This window comes from Mesorhizobium sp. WSM1343 (assembly GCF_055901535.1).
Genome location: NZ_CM148370.1, coordinates 2,178,707 through 2,201,830 on the forward strand (window position 1 = coordinate 2,178,707; position 23,124 = coordinate 2,201,830).

23 protein-coding genes are annotated in these 23,124 nt (G+C 63.3%); 20 read left to right on the forward strand and 3 right to left on the reverse strand.

All coding sequences use genetic code 11. The features are described 5' to 3' along the window. Positions 1 to 59 precede the first annotated feature (59 nt). The 5 genes from AC0NIL_RS10445 (at position 60) to AC0NIL_RS10465 (ending at position 4,153) form a co-directional block, all read left to right on the forward strand. Positions 60 to 431 (forward strand): hypothetical protein, encoded by a 372-nt coding sequence (locus AC0NIL_RS10445; RefSeq protein WP_027163714.1) that lies wholly within the window; start codon positions 60 to 62, stop codon positions 429 to 431. 32 nt (positions 432 to 463) lie between these two features. Next, positions 464 to 1,222, forward strand: a complete 759-nt coding sequence (locus AC0NIL_RS10450) for a lytic transglycosylase domain-containing protein (RefSeq protein ID WP_473574202.1) — start codon at positions 464 to 466, stop codon at positions 1,220 to 1,222. A gap of 92 nt (positions 1,223 to 1,314) precedes the next feature. After that, positions 1,315 to 2,511 (forward strand): ABC transporter substrate-binding protein, encoded by a 1,197-nt coding sequence (locus tag AC0NIL_RS10455; protein WP_473574200.1) that lies wholly within the window; start codon positions 1,315 to 1,317, stop codon positions 2,509 to 2,511. A gap of 33 nt (positions 2,512 to 2,544) precedes the next feature. Then, complete coding sequence (locus AC0NIL_RS10460) at positions 2,545 to 3,249, forward strand: thermonuclease family protein (RefSeq protein ID WP_473574199.1); 705 nt, start codon at positions 2,545 to 2,547, stop codon at positions 3,247 to 3,249. A gap of 151 nt (positions 3,250 to 3,400) precedes the next feature. Next, positions 3,401 to 4,153, forward strand: a complete 753-nt coding sequence (locus AC0NIL_RS10465) for a GGDEF domain-containing protein (protein ID WP_473574198.1) — start codon at positions 3,401 to 3,403, stop codon at positions 4,151 to 4,153. Between the two features lie 58 nt (positions 4,154 to 4,211). On the opposite strand, the gene AC0NIL_RS10470 is transcribed toward AC0NIL_RS10465, so the two are convergent. Beyond that, entirely contained in the window at positions 4,212 to 5,759 is a 1,548-nt protein-coding gene (locus AC0NIL_RS10470) for a GMC family oxidoreductase (RefSeq protein WP_473574197.1), read from the reverse strand. 42 nt (positions 5,760 to 5,801) lie between these two features. Further along, complete coding sequence (locus AC0NIL_RS10475; RefSeq protein WP_063172988.1) at positions 5,802 to 6,479, reverse strand: FadR/GntR family transcriptional regulator; 678 nt, start codon at positions 6,477 to 6,479, stop codon at positions 5,802 to 5,804. Positions 6,480 to 6,682: 203 nt separating this feature from the next. On the opposite strand from AC0NIL_RS10475, the gene AC0NIL_RS10480 reads away from it, so the two are divergent. From AC0NIL_RS10480 to AC0NIL_RS10520, 9 genes are all read left to right on the forward strand, one after another. Next, entirely contained in the window at positions 6,683 to 8,311 is a 1,629-nt protein-coding gene (locus tag AC0NIL_RS10480) for a GMC family oxidoreductase (protein ID WP_473574196.1), read from the forward strand. A gap of 291 nt (positions 8,312 to 8,602) precedes the next feature. Next, positions 8,603 to 9,754, forward strand: coding sequence for a cupin domain-containing protein (locus AC0NIL_RS10485; RefSeq protein ID WP_063172986.1), 1,152 nt, complete (start codon positions 8,603 to 8,605; stop codon positions 9,752 to 9,754). 55 nt (positions 9,755 to 9,809) lie between these two features. Then, positions 9,810 to 10,967, forward strand: a complete 1,158-nt coding sequence (locus tag AC0NIL_RS10490; RefSeq protein ID WP_473574195.1) for an LVIVD repeat-containing protein — start codon at positions 9,810 to 9,812, stop codon at positions 10,965 to 10,967. 6 nt (positions 10,968 to 10,973) lie between these two features. Beyond that, positions 10,974 to 11,384 carry a RidA family protein gene (locus AC0NIL_RS10495; RefSeq protein WP_013529860.1) on the forward strand — a complete coding sequence of 137 codons (411 nt, stop codon included), beginning with the start codon at positions 10,974 to 10,976 and terminating at the stop codon, positions 11,382 to 11,384. Positions 11,385 to 11,410: 26 nt separating this feature from the next. After that, positions 11,411 to 12,031, forward strand: a complete 621-nt coding sequence (locus AC0NIL_RS10500; RefSeq protein ID WP_275955001.1) for a glutathione S-transferase family protein — start codon at positions 11,411 to 11,413, stop codon at positions 12,029 to 12,031. Then, positions 12,031 to 12,960 carry a 5-formyl-3-hydroxy-2-methylpyridine 4-carboxylate 5-dehydrogenase gene (fhmpcd1, locus tag AC0NIL_RS10505; RefSeq protein WP_024505124.1) on the forward strand — a complete coding sequence of 310 codons (930 nt, stop codon included), beginning with the start codon at positions 12,031 to 12,033 and terminating at the stop codon, positions 12,958 to 12,960. Before AC0NIL_RS10500 ends, fhmpcd1 begins: the two co-directional genes overlap by 1 nt. A gap of 130 nt (positions 12,961 to 13,090) precedes the next feature. Beyond that, a complete protein-coding gene (locus AC0NIL_RS10510) occupies positions 13,091 to 13,921 on the forward strand; it encodes an ABC transporter ATP-binding protein (protein ID WP_013529863.1) in 831 nt (276 codons plus the stop codon). Beyond that, complete coding sequence (locus AC0NIL_RS10515; protein WP_013529864.1) at positions 13,918 to 14,733, forward strand: ABC transporter permease; 816 nt, start codon at positions 13,918 to 13,920, stop codon at positions 14,731 to 14,733. Before AC0NIL_RS10510 ends, AC0NIL_RS10515 begins: the two co-directional genes overlap by 4 nt. Positions 14,734 to 14,770: 37 nt before the next feature. After that, entirely contained in the window at positions 14,771 to 15,781 is a 1,011-nt protein-coding gene (locus AC0NIL_RS10520; protein WP_024505123.1) for an ABC transporter substrate-binding protein, read from the forward strand. A 38-nt stretch (positions 15,782 to 15,819) separates the two neighbouring features. Here the strand turns inward: AC0NIL_RS10520 and AC0NIL_RS10525 are convergent, their stop codons facing one another. Beyond that, positions 15,820 to 16,245, reverse strand: coding sequence for a hypothetical protein (locus tag AC0NIL_RS10525; RefSeq protein WP_063172982.1), 426 nt, complete (start codon positions 16,243 to 16,245; stop codon positions 15,820 to 15,822). 139 nt (positions 16,246 to 16,384) lie between these two features. Between AC0NIL_RS10525 and AC0NIL_RS10530 the strand changes: the two genes are divergently transcribed. From AC0NIL_RS10530 to ppaT, 6 genes are all read left to right on the forward strand, one after another. Beyond that, a complete protein-coding gene (locus AC0NIL_RS10530) occupies positions 16,385 to 17,374 on the forward strand; it encodes a putative B6 ABC transporter substrate-binding protein (RefSeq protein ID WP_244506860.1) in 990 nt (329 codons plus the stop codon). A 76-nt stretch (positions 17,375 to 17,450) separates the two neighbouring features. Continuing rightward, a complete protein-coding gene (locus AC0NIL_RS10535; RefSeq protein ID WP_027163702.1) occupies positions 17,451 to 19,019 on the forward strand; it encodes a putative B6 ABC transporter ATP-binding protein in 1,569 nt (522 codons plus the stop codon). Next, the gene (locus AC0NIL_RS10540) at positions 19,016 to 20,113 is read left to right on the forward strand and encodes a putative B6 ABC transporter permease subunit 2 (protein ID WP_275954998.1); all 1,098 of its coding nucleotides are present in this window, start codon (positions 19,016 to 19,018) and stop codon (positions 20,111 to 20,113) included. Before AC0NIL_RS10535 ends, AC0NIL_RS10540 begins: the two co-directional genes overlap by 4 nt. Positions 20,114 to 20,116: 3 nt before the next feature. After that, positions 20,117 to 21,052, forward strand: coding sequence for a putative B6 ABC transporter permease subunit 1 (locus tag AC0NIL_RS10545; RefSeq protein ID WP_275954997.1), 936 nt, complete (start codon positions 20,117 to 20,119; stop codon positions 21,050 to 21,052). 47 nt (positions 21,053 to 21,099) lie between these two features. Beyond that, positions 21,100 to 21,906, forward strand: a complete 807-nt coding sequence (gene pldA / locus AC0NIL_RS10550) for a 4-pyridoxolactonase (protein WP_013529871.1) — start codon at positions 21,100 to 21,102, stop codon at positions 21,904 to 21,906. 25 nt (positions 21,907 to 21,931) lie between these two features. Beyond that, entirely contained in the window at positions 21,932 to 23,110 is a 1,179-nt protein-coding gene (gene ppaT / locus AC0NIL_RS10555; protein WP_275954996.1) for a pyridoxamine--pyruvate transaminase, read from the forward strand. The last annotated feature ends 14 nt before the right edge of the window (positions 23,111 to 23,124 follow it).

Consider the following 23,124-nt stretch of genomic DNA (forward strand, 5'->3'; position numbering starts at 1 on the left):
GGCATAGCGCACAACCATGCGATTATGTTATACGTCGCTAATATTTAGGGGAGCTAAACATGAAACGTTCTGCAAGACTGCTTGTTTCCGCTGCGACGCTGTTGCTGGCAGTCGGGTCGACGGGGTATGCCGCCGACATCATCGAAGGTCCGACAGGCGATTATTGCCGGGTCGTCGGCACGTCCAATCTGGTCTTGAACGACAACATCGTCGATCTGAAGCAGCAGGTGGTGAAGCTGATGGACGAGTCGGTTGCCGCCGCCAACAGCTCAGAGTGGATCAACTCGTCCCGGCCCGTCTTCGTCTGGGCATCGGAAGCCAAGGTCGCCTGCGGCATGGCTTACGGCTACCTGAAGACGAACTACAAGGACGAAGACACCCTCAACAAATGCGAGTGTTTTCACGATCGCATGGTCGAGTACATGCACTGACCGGATAGGCGAACCCACGCCTGTTGGCCATCATGACAGCCGCCGGATCATTCTCGAAGGCGATCGCAGGCGGGATCGCGTTCGTCGGCTTTGGCCTCACTGTCACGCTGGCCCACGCCAACTGGCTGGAACGGCCTTTTGTGGAACAACAGCAGCCGTCCAGCCTGACGCGGCCGGCACACTGTGACACTGCCACGGAGTGGACCCGGCAGGCTTTCAAGGCGTTTGCCAGTTGCCAGGCATCGATCTATGGCCTGGAGCCGATGCTGGCGCATGCGGTGATGGAGATCGAAAGCGGCTTCGATCCCGGCGTGCAAGGCGCCGATGGCGAAGTCGGCCTGATGCAGGTGATGCCGGCGACCGCCAGGATGCTCGGCTTTCGAGGTTCCCTCGACGATCTCAGCGCGCCGGCGGCCAACATCGCGCTGGGGGTCAAATATCTTGCACAGGCCAACAGGCTCGCCGCGGGTGATCTCTGCACCACCGTCATGAAGTATCGCGCCGGGCACAATGAAAGCCGGTTCTCGGCCCTTTCAGTCCGCTACTGCCAGCGTGCGCGGGCAATCCTGGCAAGGGAAGGGATCGAAGTGACCGGGCCTTTGCCGGTGGCGACGTTCGGCTTTTCCGCATTTTCGCCAGGCGAGGAGGGTGGAGCCTCTGCCCAGGCAAAGGGCGTCTGCGTGCGCCGCGTGTTCGTGCCCGGGCCGCGATACATGAAATGCGCCGACTATCGAAGTGCCGGGCAAGCAAGGCAGATCAGGGCGCTCAGAGGCAGGCTGTTCGGCGGCTAAAAGAACTACAGACGGCACTGCAAGTCCGCCGTAACATGCGTTGAAGACCAGACCGGGAACAATATCCGGCGGCACATAGGGGTGGAGCATTCATGGAAGCTGGCCGACAGGTCCACCGTCCGCGGACATGGGCAATCGCCTTGGCGCTCGCCGCGATCGTGTCGGGCTGCCAGTCGAAGGGCGGCGTGTCCGAAGTGCTCTATCCGGCGGCGGTTACCGCGCCTGCCGGGCAGAACGGCGCCGCCGGTGCCGGTCCCGTCCAGGCGACCCAGTCGCTGGGCACCGGGTCGACCAAAGTCACGATGCTGCTGCCGCTGTCCGCCCCTGGAACGGCCGGGGAAAACGGCAGGAAGATGCTCGATGCGACCAAGCTGGCGATGACGGATATTGGCAACGGATTGCTGGCGCTGACGGTAGAAGACACCAAAGGCGACAGCGCACTGGCCGGCAAACTGGCGGTTACGGCCATTACGACGGGGTCTAAAGTCGTCATCGGCCCGACCGAGCTACCGGCGGCCCAGCATATTGCCACGCTGTCGGGGTCGAAGCGGCCACCGGTCCTGGCGCTCGCCGACAATTTCGCCGGCGGCCCCGGGGTCTATGCCGTGCTCCTTGGCGAACCGGACAGCGCCGCCGCGGGCGCCGCGGGACTGGCCGCGAAAGGCAGCAAGAAGTTCGTACTGCTTGTCGCGGATGGCCCAAACGCCGGCGCCATGGAGAAGCGGGTCGCAAACAGCCTCAGCATCTACGGCGCGGCGCTCGCGGTCACTCTCCGATATTCTGCCGGCGACGGCGCGAAGACGGTCGACGAAATGGGCTCACTCGTGGACGCCCCCGACGCCGTCATCGTCGCCAGCGGCAATGGCAGTCCGTCGCCTGTCCTTGCCGCCCTCAAATCGAAGGGCATTCCGGGAAAGACGATCTCCGTCGTCGGGACGAACCGTTGGCTGGAGCACCCCATGGATCCGCTCTTCGAGGGGGCGTTTATCGCCACGCTCGATCCAAGCGAAACCGGGCCGATCGCCGACCGCTTCAGGACGACATACAACTATCCGGCTGACGTCAATGTGGCCTATGCCTATGATATGGTTGCCCTGACGGCAGGGATTGCCAGCGCGGTCGGGCCAGATGGCTTCAGCAAAAAAGCTCTCGAGAACCCAAACGGCTTTCGCGGGTCGACCGGCCTGTTCCGGTTTCGGGCCGACGGATCCAGCCAACGCTCGATGCCGTTCTATCGGATTGAAAAAGGTGCGCTCAAGCTGGTTGCCAAATCGACGTCGGGTTTCTGACCGGCGCAAATCCCTGGGATCCTGTTCAAGCTGATGGCCAGGCCGGGCCGCAGCCGCTTGGCGATCGCACTTGGAAGCCTCCTGCTCCTGGCCGGGATCCTGCTGATCATTCAGGGCGGGGCGTTGCTTTCGGTCGATCAGCCTGTCCGTGCCCGGTCGCGGGATGTTGACGATACCCAGCCTGTCCGGCCGGTTGCCCCGGTTGCCGGCGCACAACGCCTGGAGCCGGCTCGCAAGGTTGCTCAAGACCTGATCGCTCCACCACGGCTTGATCCCGCTGAGATCGAACGGGCCGAGCCCCGTCCGCCGCTCAGCGAGCTCGGTCTCGCCGTGCCCCCGAAAACGCCGATGCCCAGGGATTGGCGGGAGGTCTTGCTCTACCGCCCGGTTGCCACATCGTCGGCGATGTTCGAAGCCATGGGCCGCAAGGTGGTCATCAGCGGAGTGCGAGGCATCGATCTCGACAGCTCCTGCTCGTTTCATGACGTCACCTGGCCTTGCGGCGTGCGCGCCCGCGCCGTTTTCAATTCCTGGCTGAGGGGACGCGCGCTGCACTGTTTCGTACCGCCGGACGTCGAGCGTTTTGCCGTCGCCGCACCGTGCAGGCTGGGCAAGCAGGATGTTGGCGCCTGGCTTGTCTCCAACGGCTGGGCCACGGCGCTGCCGAGCGGCATCTACGGCAAGGCGGAGGCGACAGCCAGAAACGCCGGGATGGGCATATTCGGCCCGGCACAATAGGCTGTCATTCAATCCCTGATGTTTTGTTTGTTAACCGCCACGGGCGCAGCCTTGATGGGGTCATCGCGCAATCGATTAAATTGCAATGTTCCTTGAAACTGAAATTGCAACACACCGGCCTTATACAAGCCCATCCACAGGAGATCGGCCAGTGACAAAGACTATGGCGAGCACCACCGACCAGGCATGGAAAGGCGTCGCTTTGCTGACCTTTCTGGGAACCACTTCAATCCTGGGCGTTTCCGTCGGTCTCAATTATCTGCTTCTGTTCTCCGAGGCGCTGACGCCATTTGGGCGCAGCATGGTCACGGCAATCCTGTTGCCTGTTGTTCTTGGTGTTCCGCTTTTTCTGTTCGTTGGATTGAAACAGATCGAGCTTCGTCGCTATCGCCGGGAACTCGACAAGTCGGCAACCTTCGACACCACGACCGGCTGCCTGAACGGAGCGGTCTTCACGTCGATGGTCGAAAAAAGAACCGCAGGGCCGTCGGTGCCGGGGCCGAAATCCGGCGCCTTCCTGGTCATCCATTCGGAGCATCTGCGGTCCATCAACCTGCGCTTTGGTCTTGAATGGGGCGATCAAGCCTTGCGGCTCATAGCCTCAACCATACAATCGTCAGTGCGCGCGGAGGATCTGGTTGGACGCATGGGGACGTCGATGTTCGGGGTCTTCCTCGCCGGCGCGACCGAAGCAGAAGCCAGGGAAATCGGCGAGCGTATCAGGGCGCGCATCGCACAAGTCTATTTCGCGCCAAAAGGCACCGAGGATGCCTTGACGGTCAAGGTCGGCGGCGTGGTGTTCGAGAACCAGGTGGAGTTCGCGGACATGTTCCGGTCCGCCGAGCAGCGCATGGCCGGCGTCCAGGACGGAGCGGCGTTTGAGCTGACGCATCTCCATAGCTGATAGTCGCCGGGAAGCAGAGCCATTCGGAACCCAGGGGAAGTGTCGGATGCGGCCGCCGTCACGCGGCCGCCGCGGTAACCCGTGAAGACGCCGCCCAGGTTTCGGCGATGGCGACGATCGCCGCGTTGATCGGTCCGCTCGGGATCGCCGGTATCACCGAGGCGTCGACGACAAAGGCATTGTCGAAGCCGTTCAGCCGCAAGTCAGGATCGACGACGGCCTCGGTGTCACGACCCATCCGGCAGGTGCCGGCCGGATGGTGATGGGTGGAAGCAGCCCTGGCGATGAAAGCATCGAGTTCGGCATCGGACCGAACCGGTGCGCCTGGCAGGATCTCCGTATCGCGCCATTCGTCCAGGGCCTCATGATGGCCGACCATGCGCGCCCGCTTCAACGCCATCCTGAATGTCGCGCGATCGTGTTCGGTTTCCAGATAATGCGGATCGATGACCGGCGCATCGTTGCGGCCCGGCCCGCTCGGTGTGATGCGCCCGCGGCTTGTCGGATGAGTGACGCCGCAAAGGATGGTAAAGGCCGAGCCATAAAGCGGGGCATTCAGGCCCTCGGCCGCCGACGGAGCGACGACGCAGGCGAGCACGATATCGGGACTTCCCATGGAGCGGGTCGGGTCGTCGCTGTGCAGATACATCAGCGATTCGGAGTGCTGCAGGCGGGAAGGCGGCACCGGCTTTTTGGTGCTGTAGACATTTCCAAGAGCCAGCAGATGATCCTGCAGGTTGCGGCCCACCTCGCTGCGATCGGCAAGGCAGCGTATGTCAGCCTGCTTCAGCGTATCCGGGCAACCAATGCCCGACCGCATGAGGATGAGCGGCGTGGACACGGCGCCCGCGCAAAGGACAATCCGGTCGGCACAGAGCGTTCTGGTCTGGCCCTCGCAGACCACGCTCACGCCCGTGACCTTGTGGCCGTCCAGCACCAGATGCTCGACCTCGTGGCCGGCGAGCAAGGTCAGGTTCGGCCGCGCCATGACCCGCGGCGGCAGATAGGCGTCGGCGACGCTCAGGCGCTTGCCGTCGCGTATGTTGAGTGAATTGGGGCTGGTGCCGACCAGCTCGCCGCTGTTGTGGTCGCTCAGGGCGGGAGCCCCCATGGATCGCCCGGCGGCGATGTAGGCACGCACGACCGGACTGACCTCGGCGTCCGGCAGATAGACGTCCAGCGGGCCGCTCCTGCCGCGTGTTGGCCCGTCGAAGGCGGTGAAGGCTTCGCTGCGGATGAAGCCCGGCAACAACCCCCGATAGGACCAGCGCTCGCCGCCGGCTTGCACCCAGGGTTCGAAATCATCGGGATGGCCGCGCACATAGGCCATTGCATGCAGGCAGCTCGAGCCGCCGACGATTTTGCCGCGCGGCCATTCATGGACGCGGTTGGCGGTGAAGGGTTGGGGCACGGTCCGGTAGCTCCAGTCGTAGGCGCGGCCCTGGAGCATCGTCCATTTCAGCGGGTCGGCGATGTCGGGATCGGCCGGCATCGCCCCGGCCTCGATGAGGCCGACCTGGCACGACCGGTCTTCACTGAGACGGCTGGCAACAACCGAGCCAGCGGATCCCGCGCCGATCACCAGCACGTCGAAATGACGTTTCAATTTGAAATTCCCCGCACAGGCTCGACGTCAGAGGCGATGCGATCACGCGGCAAAGGCGCCGGCATTCGACCGTTCCATGATCTGTCTCTGCACCGACAAAAGGTGCGCGCGCATTGCGGCCTCTGCCGCTTCGGGGTCGCGCTGCGAGATCGCTTCGGCGATCAGGCGATGCTCGCCGTCGCGGTGGGCGATCCGCTTGGGGCAGGTGGGTGCCGCGGTGCGCGCAACCTTCACCCGCGCATCGACACCGACCTGGCGCAGCATCTTGTAGAATTCCGCGGCGAGATGGTTGCGGGCCGCGGCAATGATCGCGAGATGGAAAGCGAAGTCGACCTCACCCGACGGGGCGTTCTCCGGCGTGGTTGCCGCGTCGAGGATCCGCGCCGTCTCGAAAGAGGAGGCGCGCAGCGACGCCAGTCGGGCAAGGCCCGGCTCCATGATCAGGCGCAATTCCAGAACCTCGATCGGATTGGTTACCCTGACCAGTTCCTCGCCATATCTCGGAAGGGCGGTCGGCGCCCGCCTGGCGCGCGCCGGTTTGAGGTCGCCCGAAAGGCGCAGCACTTCAAGCGCCTTGCGAAGCTGATGGCGCTTGACGCTCAGATGTTCCGCAAGATCGCGCTCGGACGGAAGCTTGCCGCCGCCCTGCTGCAACTGGCGGACCGCGGCGATGATGTCGTCGAGATCAGATGGTCCGACCTGCGGCTCGAATGCGCTCAAAACCAAATCTCCTGTCCGATCGGCAGACCGCCGACTCAACGTCCCGACATCATATTGTGACACGAAAACCTGTTCGACGGCACTCAACCAATTCAACCAATCTACAACTGTACGCAATGGTTGACAACACCAGTTGCGCGATGGTTGACTGCCCATGTCGACGGTTGCCATCGCGGCAGACGTCTTTCTCCCGAGGATCACGCATGCCGGCTGGCGAAACCTTTGACTACGTCATTGTCGGTGCGGGATCGGCCGGCTGCGTGCTGGCGAACCGGCTGAGCGAAGACCCCGCCGTGTCGGTGCTTCTGCTGGAGGCGGGGGATTGGGACCGCGATCCGATGATCCACATCCCGCTCGGCTGGGGCAAGATACTGACGGAGCGCCGCCACGACTGGATGTATTTCTGCGAGCCCGAGGCCAATGTCGGCGGCCGCAAGGTCGAATGCGCGCGCGGCAAGGTCATCGGCGGCTCTTCCTCCACCAACGCCATGGCTTATGTGCGCGGCAATCGCGGCGACTACGATCGCTGGGCGGCAAGCGGCCTGACGGACTGGTCGTTCGACAAGGTGCTGCCCTACTTCAAGAAGCAGGAGCGCTGGGAAGCGGGCGAAAGCCGGTACCGTGGCGGCAGCGGGCCGCTGAACACCCAGTTCTGCCGCTACAAGGACGAACTGATCGATGCCTTCGCCACAGCCAGCCGTGATGCCGGATACCCGCAGACCGATGACTATAACGGCGCCATACAGGAAGGCTTCGGCCGGCTGCAGATGACAATTGCCAACGGCCGCCGCTGCTCGACCGCAACCGCCTATCTGAGGCCCGCCATGCGGCGCGGCAATGTCAAGGTGCTGACCGGCGCGATGGCGACGAAGATCCTGCTCAGGGATGGCCGCGCAGCCGGCATTGCCTACACCAGAGGCGGGGCGAGCCATGAAGTTCTGGCGCGGCGCGAAGTTCTGCTTGCCGGCGGCGTCATCAACACGCCGCAGCTGATGATGCTGTCAGGCATAGGCGACAGCGGCGAGCTGGCGGCGCATGGCATCGAGACGAAGGTCGATCGTGCGCAAGTCGGCAAGAATCTGCAGGACCACGTTTCGGTTATCGTGATGTATCGGCGCAAACAGCCTGGACCGTTTCTCAAGATGATGCGGGCCGATCGTATCGGGCTGGATTTCGTCAGGACTTATCTCACCGGAAAGGGCTTTTCGGGAGATGTGCCTGGCGGCGTCGTGGCATTCCTGAAGAGCGACGCAAGCCGGCCGTTGCCGGACGTACAGCTGCTTTTCACCGCCGCGCCGCTTGGGGCATGGCCTTACATGTCGCCGTTCAAGGCGCCGTTCACCGACGGCTTTGCGACCCGTATCGTTGCGGTGCAGCCGGAGAGCCGCGGCAGCGTCAAGCTGGCGTCGAGCGATCCGGTCGCCGCGCCCCTGATCCATCAGAATTTCCTGTCCTCGCAGCGCGACTGGCAGTCGCTTCGCGCCGGCTTTCGTGTTGCGCGCAACCTTGCCAGCCAGCCGTCCATGACCCCGTTCGTCGGCGCGGAGTTCTTCCCCGGCCCGAAATGCGAGAGCGACGAAGAGATCGACGAGCATATCCGCAAGACCTCGATCACCGTGCATCATCCGGCCGGCACGTGCCGCATGGGCGTCGATGCGGCATCGGTGGTCGATCCGGAATTGCGGGTGCGCGGCATTGCCGGGCTTCGTGTCGTGGACGCCTCGGTCATGCCCGACCTCGTTTGCGGCAACATCAATGCGGCGGTCATCATGATCGCCGAAAAGGCCGCGGATCTGATCGGCAGCCGCGCTCGACAGAGCGTGGCGGCCTGATAAAGGCGGCCGGAATACAACCAAAGTCTTTTGGTTGAGACTGAAAAACTGCGTTGGTTGGACTGTCATGCGCGTCCGCATGGCCGTGGCGAAGCGGTTTCACGCGCTGATTGCGAGCCGTGTTTCGTGCATTTCTAGGCTATTCCTGCCTATTTCTGGGCATTTGCCACTCAAAAATGCACCTCAACCAAAAACTTATAAAATTCGCAATTTGGGTATTGTCGAGCAAAACCAATGTGAATACGGTTGAGTTGGTTAGAAGTATTTTCTTCGTGACGAGAGGTGTCCGATATGTCCCTGGCGCAACCAGCTAACGATGTGCTCACCAACAAGAAGGCGGCACTCAAGGGCCTCTATGACGCCCTCTACGCAAAGAACATGTTTCCGTTCTGGGCGACGTCGGAAGGCGTCGACCATGACGAGATCAAGCAACTGATGGCGACGTCGAAAGCCGTTCCCTTCGTGTGGTCCTATTCGGACATCGAGCCCCTGCTCCAGCGCGCCGCCGAACTTGTGACCATGGACGACAGCGAGCGCCGTTCGCTGATCCTCGTCAATCCCGGTCTTGCACCCAAGCGTGCATCGGTCAGCACCATGTACACCGCCTACCGCTTGAACGATCCCGACGAGATCATGCCGCCGCACAAGCACTCGCCGAGCGCCATCCGCTTCGGCCTGACGGGCAAGGGCAACTTCACCGGCGTCGAGGGCGAAGACGTGGTCTTCGGCCCGGGCGACATGGTGCTGACGCCCAACGACGCCTGGCACAATCACGGCACCGTCGGCGGCGAGCAGGCGGTCAACCTGTCGGTGCTCGACCTGCCGCTGGTCGAAACGCTGCATGCCGTCCATTTCGACCACAAATACACCGAGATGGTCGATGGCAAGGAAGTCGAGAAGAAGGTGCAGACCGCCCGCTATCCGAGCGACTACTCACAGCGCATCTATGGCGAAGGTGGCCTGATGCCGCGTTTCGTCGACCACAAGCGTGGCGGCGGCCTGTCGTCGCCGATGTATGTCTATCGCTGGGAGAAGATGGAAGCGGTTCTCGACGCCCACAAGGATTGGGAAGGCGACCCCCATGAAGGCATCGTCATCGACTATGTCGATCCGACGACCGGCGGACCCGTCTTCCACACCATCAATTTCTACGTGCAGATGCTGCGTCCCGGCGAGAAGACCTTGCCGCAGCGTGAGACCGCCAGCCTGCTCTTGGCGCCGTTCCGCGGTAACGGCCATTCGATCATCGACGGCAAGCGCTATGACTGGAACCAGTTCGACACCATCGCCATACCCGGCGGTTCCTGGGTCGAGCATGTCAACGGCTCGTCGAGCGAGCCGGTGATCTTCTTCGGCGCCACCGATGCGCCGACGCAAAAGGCGCTGCTCCTCTACAAGCGCTGGGGCCGCAACCAGGCCGGCGATCTGCTCCGTCTCGTCTAGTTCCGGTCCTCCGGCAGGCAATGTCCGCGCCGCCATTGGCGGCGTGGACATCGAAATGGAATTTCAGCAGCAAGGGCGTATGCATTTGGTTTCGGCGTTCAACACAAAGCAGATCGGCCATGTCGACTGCCCAGGCGGCGGTCAGGTCTGGGTCGACGGCAACATCCTCTATATCGGCCACATGCGGCCGCCGAGCGGCACGACGCTGGTCGACATTTCCGACCCGCGCAATCCGCGCAAAATTACGACGATCGATGTCCCGCCCGGTTGGCACTCGCACAAGGTGCGCGCCAAGGACGGACTGATGATCATCAACCACGAGCGCTTTGGCGACGCCGGCCCGGCTGATTTCGGCGGCGGACTGGCGCTCTATGACACCACCAAGCCGGCACAGCCGAAGCTCATCTCGAAATGGATAACCGGCGGCAAGGGCGTCCACCGCTACGATTTCGACGGCCGTTACGCCTACATATCGCCGACCGCCGACGGTTATGTCGGCAACATCGTGATGATCCTCGACCTGATCGATCCCGCGAAGCCGGTCGAGGTCGGACGCTGGTGGATACCGGGCCAGTGGACCGGGGGCGGCGAAGAGTATCCTTGGCACGACTATGTCACGCCGCGCTGTCACCATCCGCTGCGAATGGGCGACAGACTCTATGTCAGCTACTGGCATCATGGCTTGTTCATCCTCGACATTTCGGACATCACCAAGCCGAAGCTGGTCTCGCACGTCAATTCGAGCCCGAGCTTTCCGCATCCCACGCACACCTGCCTGCCGATTCCACAGCCGCTCAAAGGCCGCAACATCATGGTGGTGGCGGACGAGGATGTCGCCAAGCTTCGGCCATCGCCGCCGGCCTTCACCTGGATTTACGACATCACTGATGAGACCAACCCGTTGCCGATCTCGACCTTCCAGGTGCCAGGCCTCGACACGGACGGTTCACCGCAGCCGCAGATGACCGGCTGCCATCAGCCTTCCGAGCGGTTCAATGGAACCGTCATTCCGTTTGCGTGGTTCGCGCAGGGGCTGCGCCTCGTCGACATCGCCGATCCGTTCGCGCCAAAGGAAGTCGGTCATTTCATGCCCGACGCGCCGGAGGGCGCGGAGCGTTCGTCGTCCAACGACGTGACCATCGACGACCGCGGCATCGTCTACCTGATCGATCGCATCCGCGGCGTCGACGTCATCGAAACCAGCGTTCTCTAGGGGGATATGTTGAGTGACAGCACGCGAAAATCCGCCAGCCACTACGCCATCGGCAACAAGAACCCGAACCTGCCGTTTCATCCGGCGGTGCGTGCCGGCGATTTCATCTTCGTCTCGGGCCAGGTGCCGAAAGACGAGAACAACAACATGATCAGCGGCACGATCGAAGAAGAGACGCTGGCGACGCTGAAGACCATCGCGCGCGTCATCGCCCATGAAGGCGCGACGCTGTCGGATGTCGTGCGGATCACCACCTATCTCGAGGATACGCGCGATTTCGGCCGCTACAACAAGGCGTTCCTCGAAGGGATCGGCGACGCCGTTCTGGCGCGCACGACCGTCGAGGCAAAAGCGGTCATCAACACCAAGATCGAAATGGACGCCATCGTCTACAAGCCGCTGCCGGCGAGCAAGTAGGCCCTGGACACTAGCGAGGAGACGACATGTACAAGCTGTTAGGCCGCCAGACATCAGGCAACGTCCAGAAGGTGCTCTTCATGCTCGAAGAGCTGGGAGCGTCCTACAAGCGCGAGGATTATGGCCGCCAGTTCGAGAACACGCAGACGGCGGAATACAAGGCGCTCAACCCGACCTCCAAGGTGCCGACGCTGGTCGACGGCGACACCGTGATCTGGGAGTCCAACACCATCCTGCGCTATCTCGCGGCATTCGGCGGCGAACAGTTGAATGGCGCCACGCCGGCGGAAAAGACCGAGGTCGAGCGCTGGATGGACTTCCTGCTGGCGGCAGTCAATCCGGGCTATCTGGCGGCCTTCAAGGGCGCCAAGCTCACGCCCGAGGAACAGACCGCCGAATACAACGAACAAGTGAAGGACCTTGTCGCGCAGCTCAAGATCGTCGACGGCCACCTGGCCGGCAAGGACTTCCTGGCGCTCGGCAAGCTGACCCTTGCCGACATTGCCTGCGCGCCGATCCTGAAGCGCTGCGTCGACTTCAAGATCGACCGGCCGTCAATGCCCGATCTGGAGCGCTGGGTGGCCGCGATCGCCGCTCGGCCGGCTTTCAAGGCGGCAACCACTGCTGCTCCCGCAAAGGCCGCATGATGATCAAGCGCGCCGCTCTCATCGGACTGGGAACGATGGGTCCAGGCATCGCCGCGCGGCTTTCGCGCGGCGGGCTCGATGTGACGGCGTATGACGTTTCGCCAGGGGCAATCGAGCGCGCCCGCGGCATGCTCGATCTTGCCGGCGGCGTGCTCGACCGTCTCGACATCGAGGCGCCCGGGACTGGTGCCGGCAAAGTGCGTTTCGTCGAGACGATCGCCGAGGCCGTCGATGGCGCCGAACTGGTGATCGAGAACGTGCCCGAGAATATCGACATCAAGGCGCAGACCTATCGTGACATCGATCCACTGATCGGCCCGTCCGTCATCGTCGCTTCCGACACGTCGGGCATCCCGATCACCAAGCTGCAGGCGCATATCTCGCATCCCGAGCGGATGGTCGGCATGCACTGGTCGAACCCGCCGCACATCATCCCGATGATCGAGGTGATCGGCGGCGAGAAGACCGCGCCTGAAACCGTGGCTGTTATCCGCGATCTCATCCGCTCGATCGGCCTGCTGCCGGTGGTGGTGAAGAAGGACGTTCCAGGCTTCGTCGAGAACCGCGTGCTCTATGCGCTGCTGCGCGAGGCGGTCGATCTTGTCGAGCGCGGCGTCATCGAGCCGGAAGACCTCGACACCTGCGTGTCGTGGGGCATAGGCTACAAGATCGCGGTCATCGGCCCGATGGCGCTGCTCGATATGGCGGGGCTGGATATCTACAAATCCGTCTCGTCCTTCCTGAATGCCGATCTCTCCAACCGCGACGATGTGGCGCCGATGGTTCTGGAGAAGACGGCTGCGTCGAAATTCGGCATCAAGTCGGGCGAGGGCATGTTTGCCTACACGCCCGAGCAGACAAAGGCGCTGCAAGGTGAACGGGCGCGCAAGCTCGTCGCGGTGCGGCGCATCCTGGAAGGCCGGGAGTAGCCAATGTCACATGGTGCGCACAGGGCCAGCCGGTTTGAGGAGTTCCACCGGTCGGCTGTTTGTGTGAAGGGCGCCTTCGCCATCAAGATGGTGCGGGTGCGGCAGAAAACAGCGCGCGGGGCGACAAGCCATGCGCATTGAAACCATCCGAGCCGCCGGCGACAGGCCGGCCCATATCCGCCATGACGATCTAATCTCCGCCAAGGGCGTTTCGGTGGTCATGGCCCGTCAGCTGATCCTCAGGAACATCGATCTTTCGGTGCCAAAGGGATCATTCGTTTCCCTTATCGGTCCTTCCGGATGTGGCAAGAGCACCTTGCTCAAGGTGCTGGCCGGGCTGGTGCAGCCTACCCAGGGCAGCGTTTCGATCGCCGGGCTCGCGCCGGTCGAGGCGGCGCGCAAGCGGATGATCGGCCTCGTCTTCCAGGACGCCAACCTGCTCCCCTGGAAAAACGCCGTCGACAATGCCTCGATGCTGCTCGGCATCGCCGACAAGTCGCTCTCGCGCTCGGATCTGCGGGCGCGCGGGCAGGAGATGCTGGAACTGGTGGGGCTGGGCGACAGCGCCCACAAGCGGCCAAACGAGCTGTCGGGCGGCATGCGGCAGCGGGTCGCCATTGCACGGGCCCTGGCGCTCGATCCGGCGGTCCTGCTGATGGACGAACCGTTCGGCGCGCTCGATGCCATCACCCGCGATTCGATGGGCCAGTCGCTGCTGGAGATCTGGCAGCGGACCGGCAAGACGATCGTGCTCGTCACCCATTCCATCGACGAGGCCATCCATCTGTCGCGCCATGTTCACGTGCTGGGGATCAAGCCGGGACGGATCACCGAGAGCCTCGACATTGCGCTGCCTTACCCGCGCGACCTGTCGGTCACCGAAGATCCGGAGTTCGTCAGGCTGGTGGTCCAGTTGCGAACGATGCTGCGCTCCAGCCATCAACCGGGAGGCGCGTCTTGAGCGACCAACCCATAATCGACCTTTCCGAGCCGCGCCTCGCCTCCAGCTGGAGTGCGGCGACCGGCAGCTGGCTGCCGGCTGTCATCCTCCTGCTGGTGACGATCGTGCTGTGGGAAGCCGCGGTGCGGATCTTTGCCATATCCGCCTTCATCATTCCCGCCCCGTCCGAAATCGCGAAGTCGCTGGTGGCGCAATGGGGCACGCTGATGCAGGCGACGCTGGTGACGGCGGGCGAGATCCTGTTCGGCTTCCTGGTCTCGGTCGTGGTCGGCATTGCCATTGCGCTGGTCATCGTGCGCTTCGATTGGTTGGGACGCGCGCTGTATCCACTGGTGGTGCTGTTCCAGAACGTGCCGAAAGTAGCCCTCGCGCCGATCTTCATCCTCTGGTTCGGCTATGGGCTGGCGCCCAAAATCGGCCTGATCCTGGTCATCGCCTTCTTCCCGGTGACGCTGTCGATGCTGGCGGGCATGCAATCGGTCGACCGCTCGCTGCTGTCGCTGATGAATTCCGTCGGGGCCAGCCCGACGCAGATCCTGTTCAGGATCCGCGTTCCGCACTCGCTGCCGAACCTGATGGCCGGAACCAAGATCGCCGCCACGTTGAGCGTGATCGGCGCCATCGTCGGTGAGTTCGCCGGGGCGTCGGACGGTCTCGGCTACGTCATCCAGTTCGCGTCGACCCAGCTCGACACGGCGCTGGTCTTCGCAGCGCTGCTGCTCGTTTCCGTGCTTGGCATCGCCTTCTACTACGCCGCCGAAATCCTAGAACGCATCGTGGTGCCGTGGGCGCCGAAATTCAGCCAATCCTAGCCCGCTCGATCAACCAATTCATAAAAGGGAACAAAAAATGCTGAGACGCTCACTTATCAAGGCCGCTACCTTCGCGGCGTTTGTTGCAGCACTCGGTTTTTCCAACGCGGCTCTGGCGGCGGACAAGGTCAACGTCCAGCTCGACTGGGTCGTGCGCGGCAATCACGCCATGTTCTTCGTCGGCAAGGAAAAGGGCTTCTTCGCCAAGAACGACATCGATGTGGCCGAGATCCGCAAGGGATCCGGCTCGCCGGACGCGATGCGGCTGGTGGGCAATGAGAACGCGGATTTCGGGTTCGGCGATCTTCCCACGCTTGCCGTCGCACGGTCGCAGAATGTCCCGGTCGTGGCGCTGGCAGCCGTCAATCAGCACTCGCCGCTGGGGATCATTTCGCTGGCCAAGACGCTGAAGCTCACCAAGCCGTCCGACCTCAAGGGACTGACCATCGGCATTCATCCGGCCGGTTCCACCTACATCTTCTTCAAAGGCTTCCTGGCCGCCAACGGCCTGACCGAAAAGGACATGACGCTGAACAGCGTCTCGCCGCCCTATGAAAGCTATTTGCTGCTTGGCCGGGTTCAGACGGTCGTCGGCTATATCGATGCGGAGGTTCCCGAACTGGAAGCGAAGGCCGGGGGCCCCGGCTCGCTCAGCATCATGATGGGGGCGGACTATGGGTGGAAAGCCTATGGCTCCGGCCTGTTCACCTCGCAGGCGATGATCAAGGACAAGCCGGACGTCGTGCGCCGCTTCGTCAAGGCATATAGGGAGGCCTTCGACTATGTCGTGGCTCATCCGGAAGAGGCCGCCGAGATCACCGCCAAGGCAGCGCCCGGCTATGCGGACAAGAAGGACGTACTGCTGGCGCAGATCAATGCCGACATCGCCTCGACGTTCACCAGCCCGGACACCAAGGAACACGGTCTCGGCTGGATGACGAAGACGCAGTGGGAGGAGACCCTAAAGACGCTGACGGACCAGGGCGTGCTCAAGGCGGCTCTGTCGGCGGACGACGTCTTCACCGACGCGTTCCTGGCAAAGGAATAAGAGGCTCGCGATGTTCGAACGGACGCGGGAATGAGCGCCTACCGGCAGGCCAGGCTGTCCTGCGCCATGGCGCAGGACACATCACGCTCGCCTTTCGCCGCATCGGTGCGGTCGAGCGTGATCTGCACGCGGGTGGCATATGCTCGGCTCGCCAGACCGCACCACAGCCGCTCGACGGGCAGGTTCTCGCGCTTGTCGTTGAGGATCGTGAACGTGCCGGTCTTCGCATCGAACCAGAGCTCGACGCGGGTCTTCTTGCCCGGCTCGATCGTTGCGATCCCGGCCGAATACCAGTGGGCGAAGTCGGCGTTGCAGGAGAGGCCTTCGCTGCCCGCATTCGAAATCGTCAACGGAACCATGTCGAGCCCGTCAGTGCCGGTGCGGACGGCGACATGGTGCAACTCAACCGCGTTGGCGAAGGACGATAACGCCAGCATCACCGGAAGGGCATAACGGATCTTCACTTTGCCTGAGCTCCACAATGTAATTTTTCCTAGGCAGTCTATCTCGCTTTCGCGCAATAACAATAAGAATATTGATTGGTGAAACAACAGAGAGGGTAACATGTTAAAGCTTCTTAAGAGCAGTGTAAGTGCAGTTATATTGACCAGTGTCTTGTTGAGCGGCGCGCTTGCCGGCGAGGTCAAGTCGATCGCCATCCTCACGCCCGAAGAAGGCACGGACTACGGCTGGAACCAGCAAGGCATCGATGCCGCCAAGGCGGCTGGCAAGGCCGCCGGCGTCGAAGTGGTCGTGGCCCAGGGCCTCGGCTATGGCGATGTTCGTCCGACCTTGCGGGAACTTGCCTCCGACGGCGCCAGCCTGCTGATCGCGCATGCCAGCGGCTACAACACCTCGGCGCCTGAAATCGCCAAGGAATTGAAAGTTCCGGTGGCAATCGTCGACACGCCAGCCGGCCTGGAGAAGGGCCTTGTCGCCGACTATACGCTGAGCGGCCACGAGGGCGCCTATCTCGCCGGCCGTCTCGCCGCCAAGGTGTCGCGTTCCAAGTCGGTCGGCATCGTGGTGTCGGGCGAACCGCCATCGTGGAATTCGCAGTCGGCGGCGTTCGCGCAAGGCGTGAAGGCGGAGAACCCGGACGTCAAGATCACCTACGCGGTGATCGGCCCGGCCGCCTACAGCGATGCGGCCGGCGGCAAGCGCGTCACCGAAAGCGTGATCGCGTCGGGCGCCGACATCATCTTCGGCCAAGGCAACGGTTCGAGCTTCGGCATGCTGCAGGCGGTCGAGACAACCAAGGCAGCCGATGGCGGCAAGGTCTATTTCATCGACGTCATCGGCGACAAGTCACCGATCGACAAGGGCTTCCTGCTGTCGTCGGTGGTGTGGAATATCGAGCCGGTCTATGCGGCGATGATTGCCGACCTGAAGGCGGACACGTTCGGCACCAAACACTATACGATCGGCCTCAAGGACGACTCGGTCAAGTTGCTGAAGACCGCTGCGATCCCGGACAATGTCTGGACGGAAATCCAGGCGCTGCGCGAGGACGTCATTTCCGGCAAGATCAAGGTCGAGCCGGTCTATGACGCGGCCGCCGTAAGGGCACTGATGACCAGCGTCGCCCAGTAAGGCGATCATGGTCGGCTGCCGGAGGGGTGATCCGTTCACCCCTCCGGACGATTCCTGTTTTTTGGTGCTGGGCTTCATGAGCGGTTTTTCTTCATCGTCCGTTGCCGGGCGCGACATCGTCGCGCTTGAAGGCGTGACCAAACGGTTCCCCGGCATCGTTGCCAATGACAGCGTCGACCTGTCGATCCGCCCGGGCGAAGTGCATGTGCTGCTGGGCGAGAACGGCGCTGGAAAATCGACATTGATCGGCATGTTGTCCGGCCTGCAGCAGCCTGACGAAGGACGCATACTGGTCGACGGCAAACCGACGCCGATCACCTCGCCACGCCATGCGCTGGCACTCGGCATAGGCACCGTATTCCAGCACATGATGCTGGTGCCGACGCTAACGGTGGCGGAGAACCTCCTGCTTGGCGGGCCGTGGTGGCAGCGCCCCAGGACCGAGGAACTGGCGGCGCGCGTCGCCGAGATCACCGGCACGCTCGGCATCACCGTCAAGCTTCAAGCCAAGGTATCAGAGTTGTCGCTCGGCGAGCAGCAGCAGGTCGAGATCCTGCGCGCGATGCTGCGCAACAGCCGGCTGCTCATCCTTGACGAGTCCACCTCCATGCTGACGCCGAAAGGTATCGACGAACTGGGCGCGCTGATGCGCCGCCTTGTCGAGCAGGGCCTTGCGATCGTCTTCATCACCCACAAGCTCAAGGAGGCGGCTGCCTTCGGCGACCGCATCTCGGTGCTGAAGCTTGGCCGCAAGGTCGGCGAGATTCCACCCGAGCGGTTTCGCACGCTGGGCGAACAGGAGATCGTCTCGGAGATCGTGGAATTGATGTTCGGCAAGCAGAAGGATGACCCGGAAGCCGTCGAGCGTCCTGTCCGCACTGCCCGCGCCGGCGCTGACCCGCTGCTTCAGGTGACGGACCTGGCGGTAGCGGCGACGGACAATGCGCCGGGCCTGTCGTCGATCTCCTTCGACATCCGCCCGGGCGAGATCCTCGGCATAGCCGGCATCGACGGCAACGGCCAGAAGCAGCTGGCGGAAGCGCTGGCCGGCCAGCGTACAGCCACAAGCGGCTCGGTGCGGCTGGACGGCGCCGCCATCGAGACGCTGAGCGTCGGCGAGCGCCGCCGGCGCGGCCTTCGCTACCTGACCGACGACCGACTGGGCGAGGGCACTGTCGGCACCTTCCCGGTCTCGATCAATTTCTTCCTCAAGCAGGTCGGCGCGGCCCCGTTCTGGCGCAACGGCGTCGAGCAGCGCGCGGAGATCGACAAGCGCGCCGCGCAGCTCGTGCGCGAATACGACGTGCGCACGCCGAGCCTGAAGACGCCCGTCGCGCGGCTGTCCGGCGGCAACATCCAGAAGGTGCTTCTGGCAAGGGAACTGGCTGAAGGCGCCAAGGTGGTGATCTTCAACAAGCCGACCTATGGGCTCGATCTCGCCAACACATTGGCGTCGCGCCAGCGCATTCGCGATACGGCGGCGCGTGGCCTTGCCGTGCTGCTGATCTCCACCGACCTCGAGGAATTGCTTGGCATGTGCGACCGCATCGCCGTCATCGCCGACGGCGCTTTGGTCGGCACCGTCGAGAACGTAGACGACGCCCGCACAAAGGTCGGTCGCCTGATGATCGGACTTGCCGCATGAGCATCGACACCGCACCCACGGTCAGCGCCACCGCACTCGATGCCACGAGCGGGGCAGCGACGCGCCCCGACATCCTGCATCGGCTGCTGATGACGCTCGGCCCGATCCTTATCGCGCTGGTCATAGCCGGCTGTATCCTGCTTGCCGTCGGCGTCGACCCGCTGGCCTATTATGGCTTCGTGCTGGAGAAGGGACTGTTCTCGCCGCTCGGCATCCAGCAGACACTGACGCGCATGGCGCCGCTGCTGTTTCTCGCCGCCGGCCTGATCGTCGCCTTTCGCGCCGGCATGTGGAATCTGGGCGGCGACGGCCAGTTCCTGCTTGGCGCGGTGACGGCGGCTGCCAGCGCTCCCGTGTTCGTGCAGATCATGCCAGCCTGGCTGGCGCTGGTCTGCTCGTTTCTCATCGCCATGGTGGTGGCGATGATCTGGTCGCTGGTGCCGGCGCTGCTGCGTGCCTATCAGGGCGTCAACGAGATCATCACCACCCTGATGATGACGTTCCTCGGCACCTCGCTCGCCAATGTGCTGGTCAAGCTGGCGTTTCGCGACCCAAGCACGACCGTGCCGCAGACGCGCACGCTGCCGGTGGAGGACCGGCTGCCGCGCCTGTTCGAAACGACCATCACCAGTGGCCTGCTGCTTGGGCTGGCGGCGATCGTCATCGTGCATCTGGTGATGACGCGCACGGCGTTCGGGCTGAAGCTGAGGATCGTCGGCGCCAATCCACGAGCGGCGGTTCACTCGGGGCTCGGCGTTCCCGGCCTGACCGTCGCCGTCTTCGCCATTTCGGCCGGGCTGGCCGGGCTTGCCGGCGCCGTCGACATCATTGGCGTCCAGGGCAATGTCCGCGCCGACTGGAATCCCGCCTACGGGCTTGCCGTAATACCCGCCGTGTTTCTCGCCCGCATGAACGGCTTTGCAGCCATCGGCTTCGTGTTCCTGCTTTCGGTGCTTTCGATCGGCGGCGAGAGCGCGGCGCGCCGGCTCGGCGTGCCCAATCATTTCACGCTGGTGCTGGTTTCCATCGTGCTGATCGTGCTCGCGCTCGCCGAATATTTCGATCACCGATACAACCAGTCGCGGAGGGCCTAGGGCATGACCGGGCTCTTCAGCGAGGTCTTTCTCAGCGCGCTGCTGTTCGGCGCCGTCACCGCAGCGATCCCGCTGCTGCTTGCCGGGCTCGGCGAGCAGATCTCCGAGAAGGCTGGCGTGCTCAATATCGGCATCGAAGGCATGATGCTGGCCGGCGCCTATCTCGGCTTTGTCGGCGCTTTCTATTCCGGGTCGCTGTGGCTGGGCTTTCTCACCGGCGCCGCCGGGGGTGCTGCGGTGGCGCTTGTCATGGCGCTGCTTTGCGTGCGCATCGGGCTCAACCAGATCGTCATCGGCATCGCGCTGACCTTGGGGCTGGAAGGCCTGACGGCGCTGCTCCACCATTTCCAGTTCTCGCGCAGCTACCCGCGCCTGCCCGCGGCGGATGCGACTGTCATTCCGCTGCTTTCGGACCTTCCGGTCATCGGGCCTGCATTCTTCAAGCATCATCTGATCGTCTATCTGGCGGTCGCACTGGTTTTCGGCATGGCCTACATCTACCGGCGCACGCAGCTGGGCCTCAATTTGCAGGCGGCAGGCGACAAGCCGGCCGCGCTCGATGTCGCCGGCATCGATGTCGTGCGGACCCGCACCATCGCCGTGCTGACGACCGGGGCGTTGGCCGGGCTCGGCGGCGCCTATCTCGCCAATGTCGGGGCCGGCCTGTTCATTCCGTTCATCACCAATGGCGCGGGCTTTCTCGGCATCGTGCTGGCCATGCTGGCGCGCGGTCGCCCGATCTGGGTGCTGTTCGGCGCGTTGCTGTTCGGTGTCTGCCTTTCGCTGACGACGGCCATGCAAGTGGCCGGCATCAACATACCGACCGACATCATCCAGATGCTGCCGTTCCTGGCGGTGATGATCATGCTGGTGCTGTTCGGCCGGCGCGCCAGCCTGCCGGCGGCGCTCGGCATTCCATATGAGCGCGGCGCGCGCTGAGGACAATTCATGCGCGGACGGGACCCGCGCCAATAAAGGAGGCAAGAATGTCGGATACCAAGGTCTACCTGCTCGACGGCGGCTCGCTCGTTCTCGACGGCTATCATGTGTTCTGGAACCGCGGCCCTGGCGGCGAAGTGCGCTTCCCCGTCTATTCGATCCTGATCGAACATGCCGAGGGCCGGTTCCTCATCGACACCGGCTACGACTACGATCACGTGATGAAGGTGCTGCCGTTCGAAAAGCCGATCCAGGAAAAGCACCAGACCATCCCAGGCGCCCTGGCGCTGCTCGGCCTCGAACCGAAGGACATCGACGTCGTCGTCAATTCGCATTTCCACTTCGATCATTGCGGCGGCAACAAGTATTTTCCGCACGCCAAGAAGATCTGCCACCGGACCGAGGTGCCGCAGGCCTGCAATCCCGAACCTTTCGAGCATCTCGGCTATTCCGATCTGAGTTTTTCGGCGGAGGCTGCCGAAGCGCGTGGCGCGACCGGGCAATTGCTTGCGGGAACGACACGGGCGAATTCGACCTTTGAAGGCATCGATGGCGACGTCGAGCTTGCCAGGGGCGTCCGGCTGATCTCGACGCCCGGCCATTCGATCGGCCATTACAGCCTGCTGGTCGAGTTCCCCAAGCGCAAGCCGATCATGTTCACGATCGATGCGGCCTATACGCAGAAGAGCCTCGAGACGCTGTGCCAGGCGGCCTTCCACATCGATCCGGTGGCGGGCGTCAATTCGATGCGCAAGGTGAAGAAACTCGCCGAAGACCATGGCGCCGAGCTGATGTACTCGCACGACATGGACAACTTCAAGACCTACAAGACCGGTACGCAATTCTACGGCTGACCGCCGCCAATCCGGAGACAAGACGATGCGCTATCTCGAACACGCCGATCCGGTCATCACCCTGACCGCGGGACCGGTGAACGCCTATGCCGAAGTGCTGCGCGGTCTCGGCCGCACGGTGCTCTACGACTACGACCCGGCGTTCCAGCTTTTCTATGAGGGTGTGGTCGACAAGGCGCAAAAGGCCATGCGGCTGTCGAACAAGCCGGTCATCCTGCATGGCGAGCCGGTGCTTGGCCTGGAGGCCGCCGCGGCCTCGCTGATCACGCCGGACGATGTCGTGCTCAACCTTGCCTCCGGCGTTTACGGCAAGGGGTTCGGCTATTGGGCGAAGCGCTATTCGCCACATCTGCTCGAGATCGAGGTGCCCTACAACGAGGCGATCGATCCGCAGGCGGTTGCCGACATGCTGAAGAAGCATCCGGAAATCACCATCGTGTCCGTCTGCCACCATGACACGCCGTCCGGCACCATCAATCCGATCGACGCCATCGGTGCGCTGGTTTCAGCGCATGGCGGCTATCTCATCGTCGATGCCGTCTCGTCCTTTGGCGGCATGAAGACGCATCCGCAGGATTGCAAGGCCGATATCTATGTCACCGGCCCGAACAAATGCCTGGGGGCGCCTCCCGGCCTGACGATGATGGGCGTCAGCGAGCGGGCCTGGGCCAAGATGAAGAGCAACGAGGCAGCCCCCCGCGCGTCGATGCTGAGCATCGTCGATTGGGAGCATGCGTGGTCGCGGGATAAGCCGTTTCCGTTCACGCCGTCGGTCTCGGAGATCAACGGGCTCGATGTCGCGCTCGACCTCTATCTCAATGAGGGGCCGGAGGCGGTATGGGCGCGCCACGCGCTCACCGCCAAGGCCATGCGCGCGGGCATTGCTGCGATGGGCCTGTCGATCTGGGCGGCCAGCGACAGCATCGCGTCGCCGACCACGACCGCTGTCCGCACGCCCGAAGGTGTCGACGAGAAGGCGCTTCGCCAGGCTGCCCGCGCCCGTTACGGGGTGGTGTTTTCGTCTGGCCGCGGCGAGACCTTGGGCAAGCTGACGCGCATCGGCCATATGGGTCCGACCGCCCAGCCGATCTATGCGATCGCGGCGCTGACGGCACTTGGCGGCGCCATGAACGCGGCCGGCCAGAAACTGGCGATCGGCAGGGGTATCGACGCGGCGCTGGCCGTGATCGACGCCGACGCCTGAACAGATATCACCAC

Coding starts and splice junctions, on each gene's coding strand:
- AC0NIL_RS10455 (WP_473574200.1), top strand. CDS start 1,315: ATGGAAGCTGGCCGACAGGTCCACCGTCCGCGGACATGGGCAATCGCC.
- ppaT (WP_275954996.1), top strand. CDS start 21,932: ATGCGCTATCTCGAACACGCCGATCCGGTCATCACCCTGACCGCGGGA.
- AC0NIL_RS10445 (WP_027163714.1), top strand. CDS start 60: ATGAAACGTTCTGCAAGACTGCTTGTTTCCGCTGCGACGCTGTTGCTG.
- AC0NIL_RS10500 (WP_275955001.1), top strand. CDS start 11,411: ATGTACAAGCTGTTAGGCCGCCAGACATCAGGCAACGTCCAGAAGGTG.
- fhmpcd1 (WP_024505124.1), top strand. CDS start 12,031: ATGATCAAGCGCGCCGCTCTCATCGGACTGGGAACGATGGGTCCAGGC.
- pldA (WP_013529871.1), top strand. CDS start 21,100: ATGTCGGATACCAAGGTCTACCTGCTCGACGGCGGCTCGCTCGTTCTC.
- AC0NIL_RS10480 (WP_473574196.1), top strand. CDS start 6,683: ATGCCGGCTGGCGAAACCTTTGACTACGTCATTGTCGGTGCGGGATCG.
- AC0NIL_RS10540 (WP_275954998.1), top strand. CDS start 19,016: ATGAGCATCGACACCGCACCCACGGTCAGCGCCACCGCACTCGATGCC.
- AC0NIL_RS10490 (WP_473574195.1), top strand. CDS start 9,810: ATGGAATTTCAGCAGCAAGGGCGTATGCATTTGGTTTCGGCGTTCAAC.
- AC0NIL_RS10535 (WP_027163702.1), top strand. CDS start 17,451: ATGAGCGGTTTTTCTTCATCGTCCGTTGCCGGGCGCGACATCGTCGCG.
- AC0NIL_RS10460 (WP_473574199.1), top strand. CDS start 2,545: ATGGCCAGGCCGGGCCGCAGCCGCTTGGCGATCGCACTTGGAAGCCTC.
- AC0NIL_RS10485 (WP_063172986.1), top strand. CDS start 8,603: ATGTCCCTGGCGCAACCAGCTAACGATGTGCTCACCAACAAGAAGGCG.
- AC0NIL_RS10495 (WP_013529860.1), top strand. CDS start 10,974: ATGTTGAGTGACAGCACGCGAAAATCCGCCAGCCACTACGCCATCGGC.
- AC0NIL_RS10450 (WP_473574202.1), top strand. CDS start 464: ATGACAGCCGCCGGATCATTCTCGAAGGCGATCGCAGGCGGGATCGCG.
- AC0NIL_RS10545 (WP_275954997.1), top strand. CDS start 20,117: ATGACCGGGCTCTTCAGCGAGGTCTTTCTCAGCGCGCTGCTGTTCGGC.
- AC0NIL_RS10520 (WP_024505123.1), top strand. CDS start 14,771: ATGCTGAGACGCTCACTTATCAAGGCCGCTACCTTCGCGGCGTTTGTT.
- AC0NIL_RS10510 (WP_013529863.1), top strand. CDS start 13,091: ATGCGCATTGAAACCATCCGAGCCGCCGGCGACAGGCCGGCCCATATC.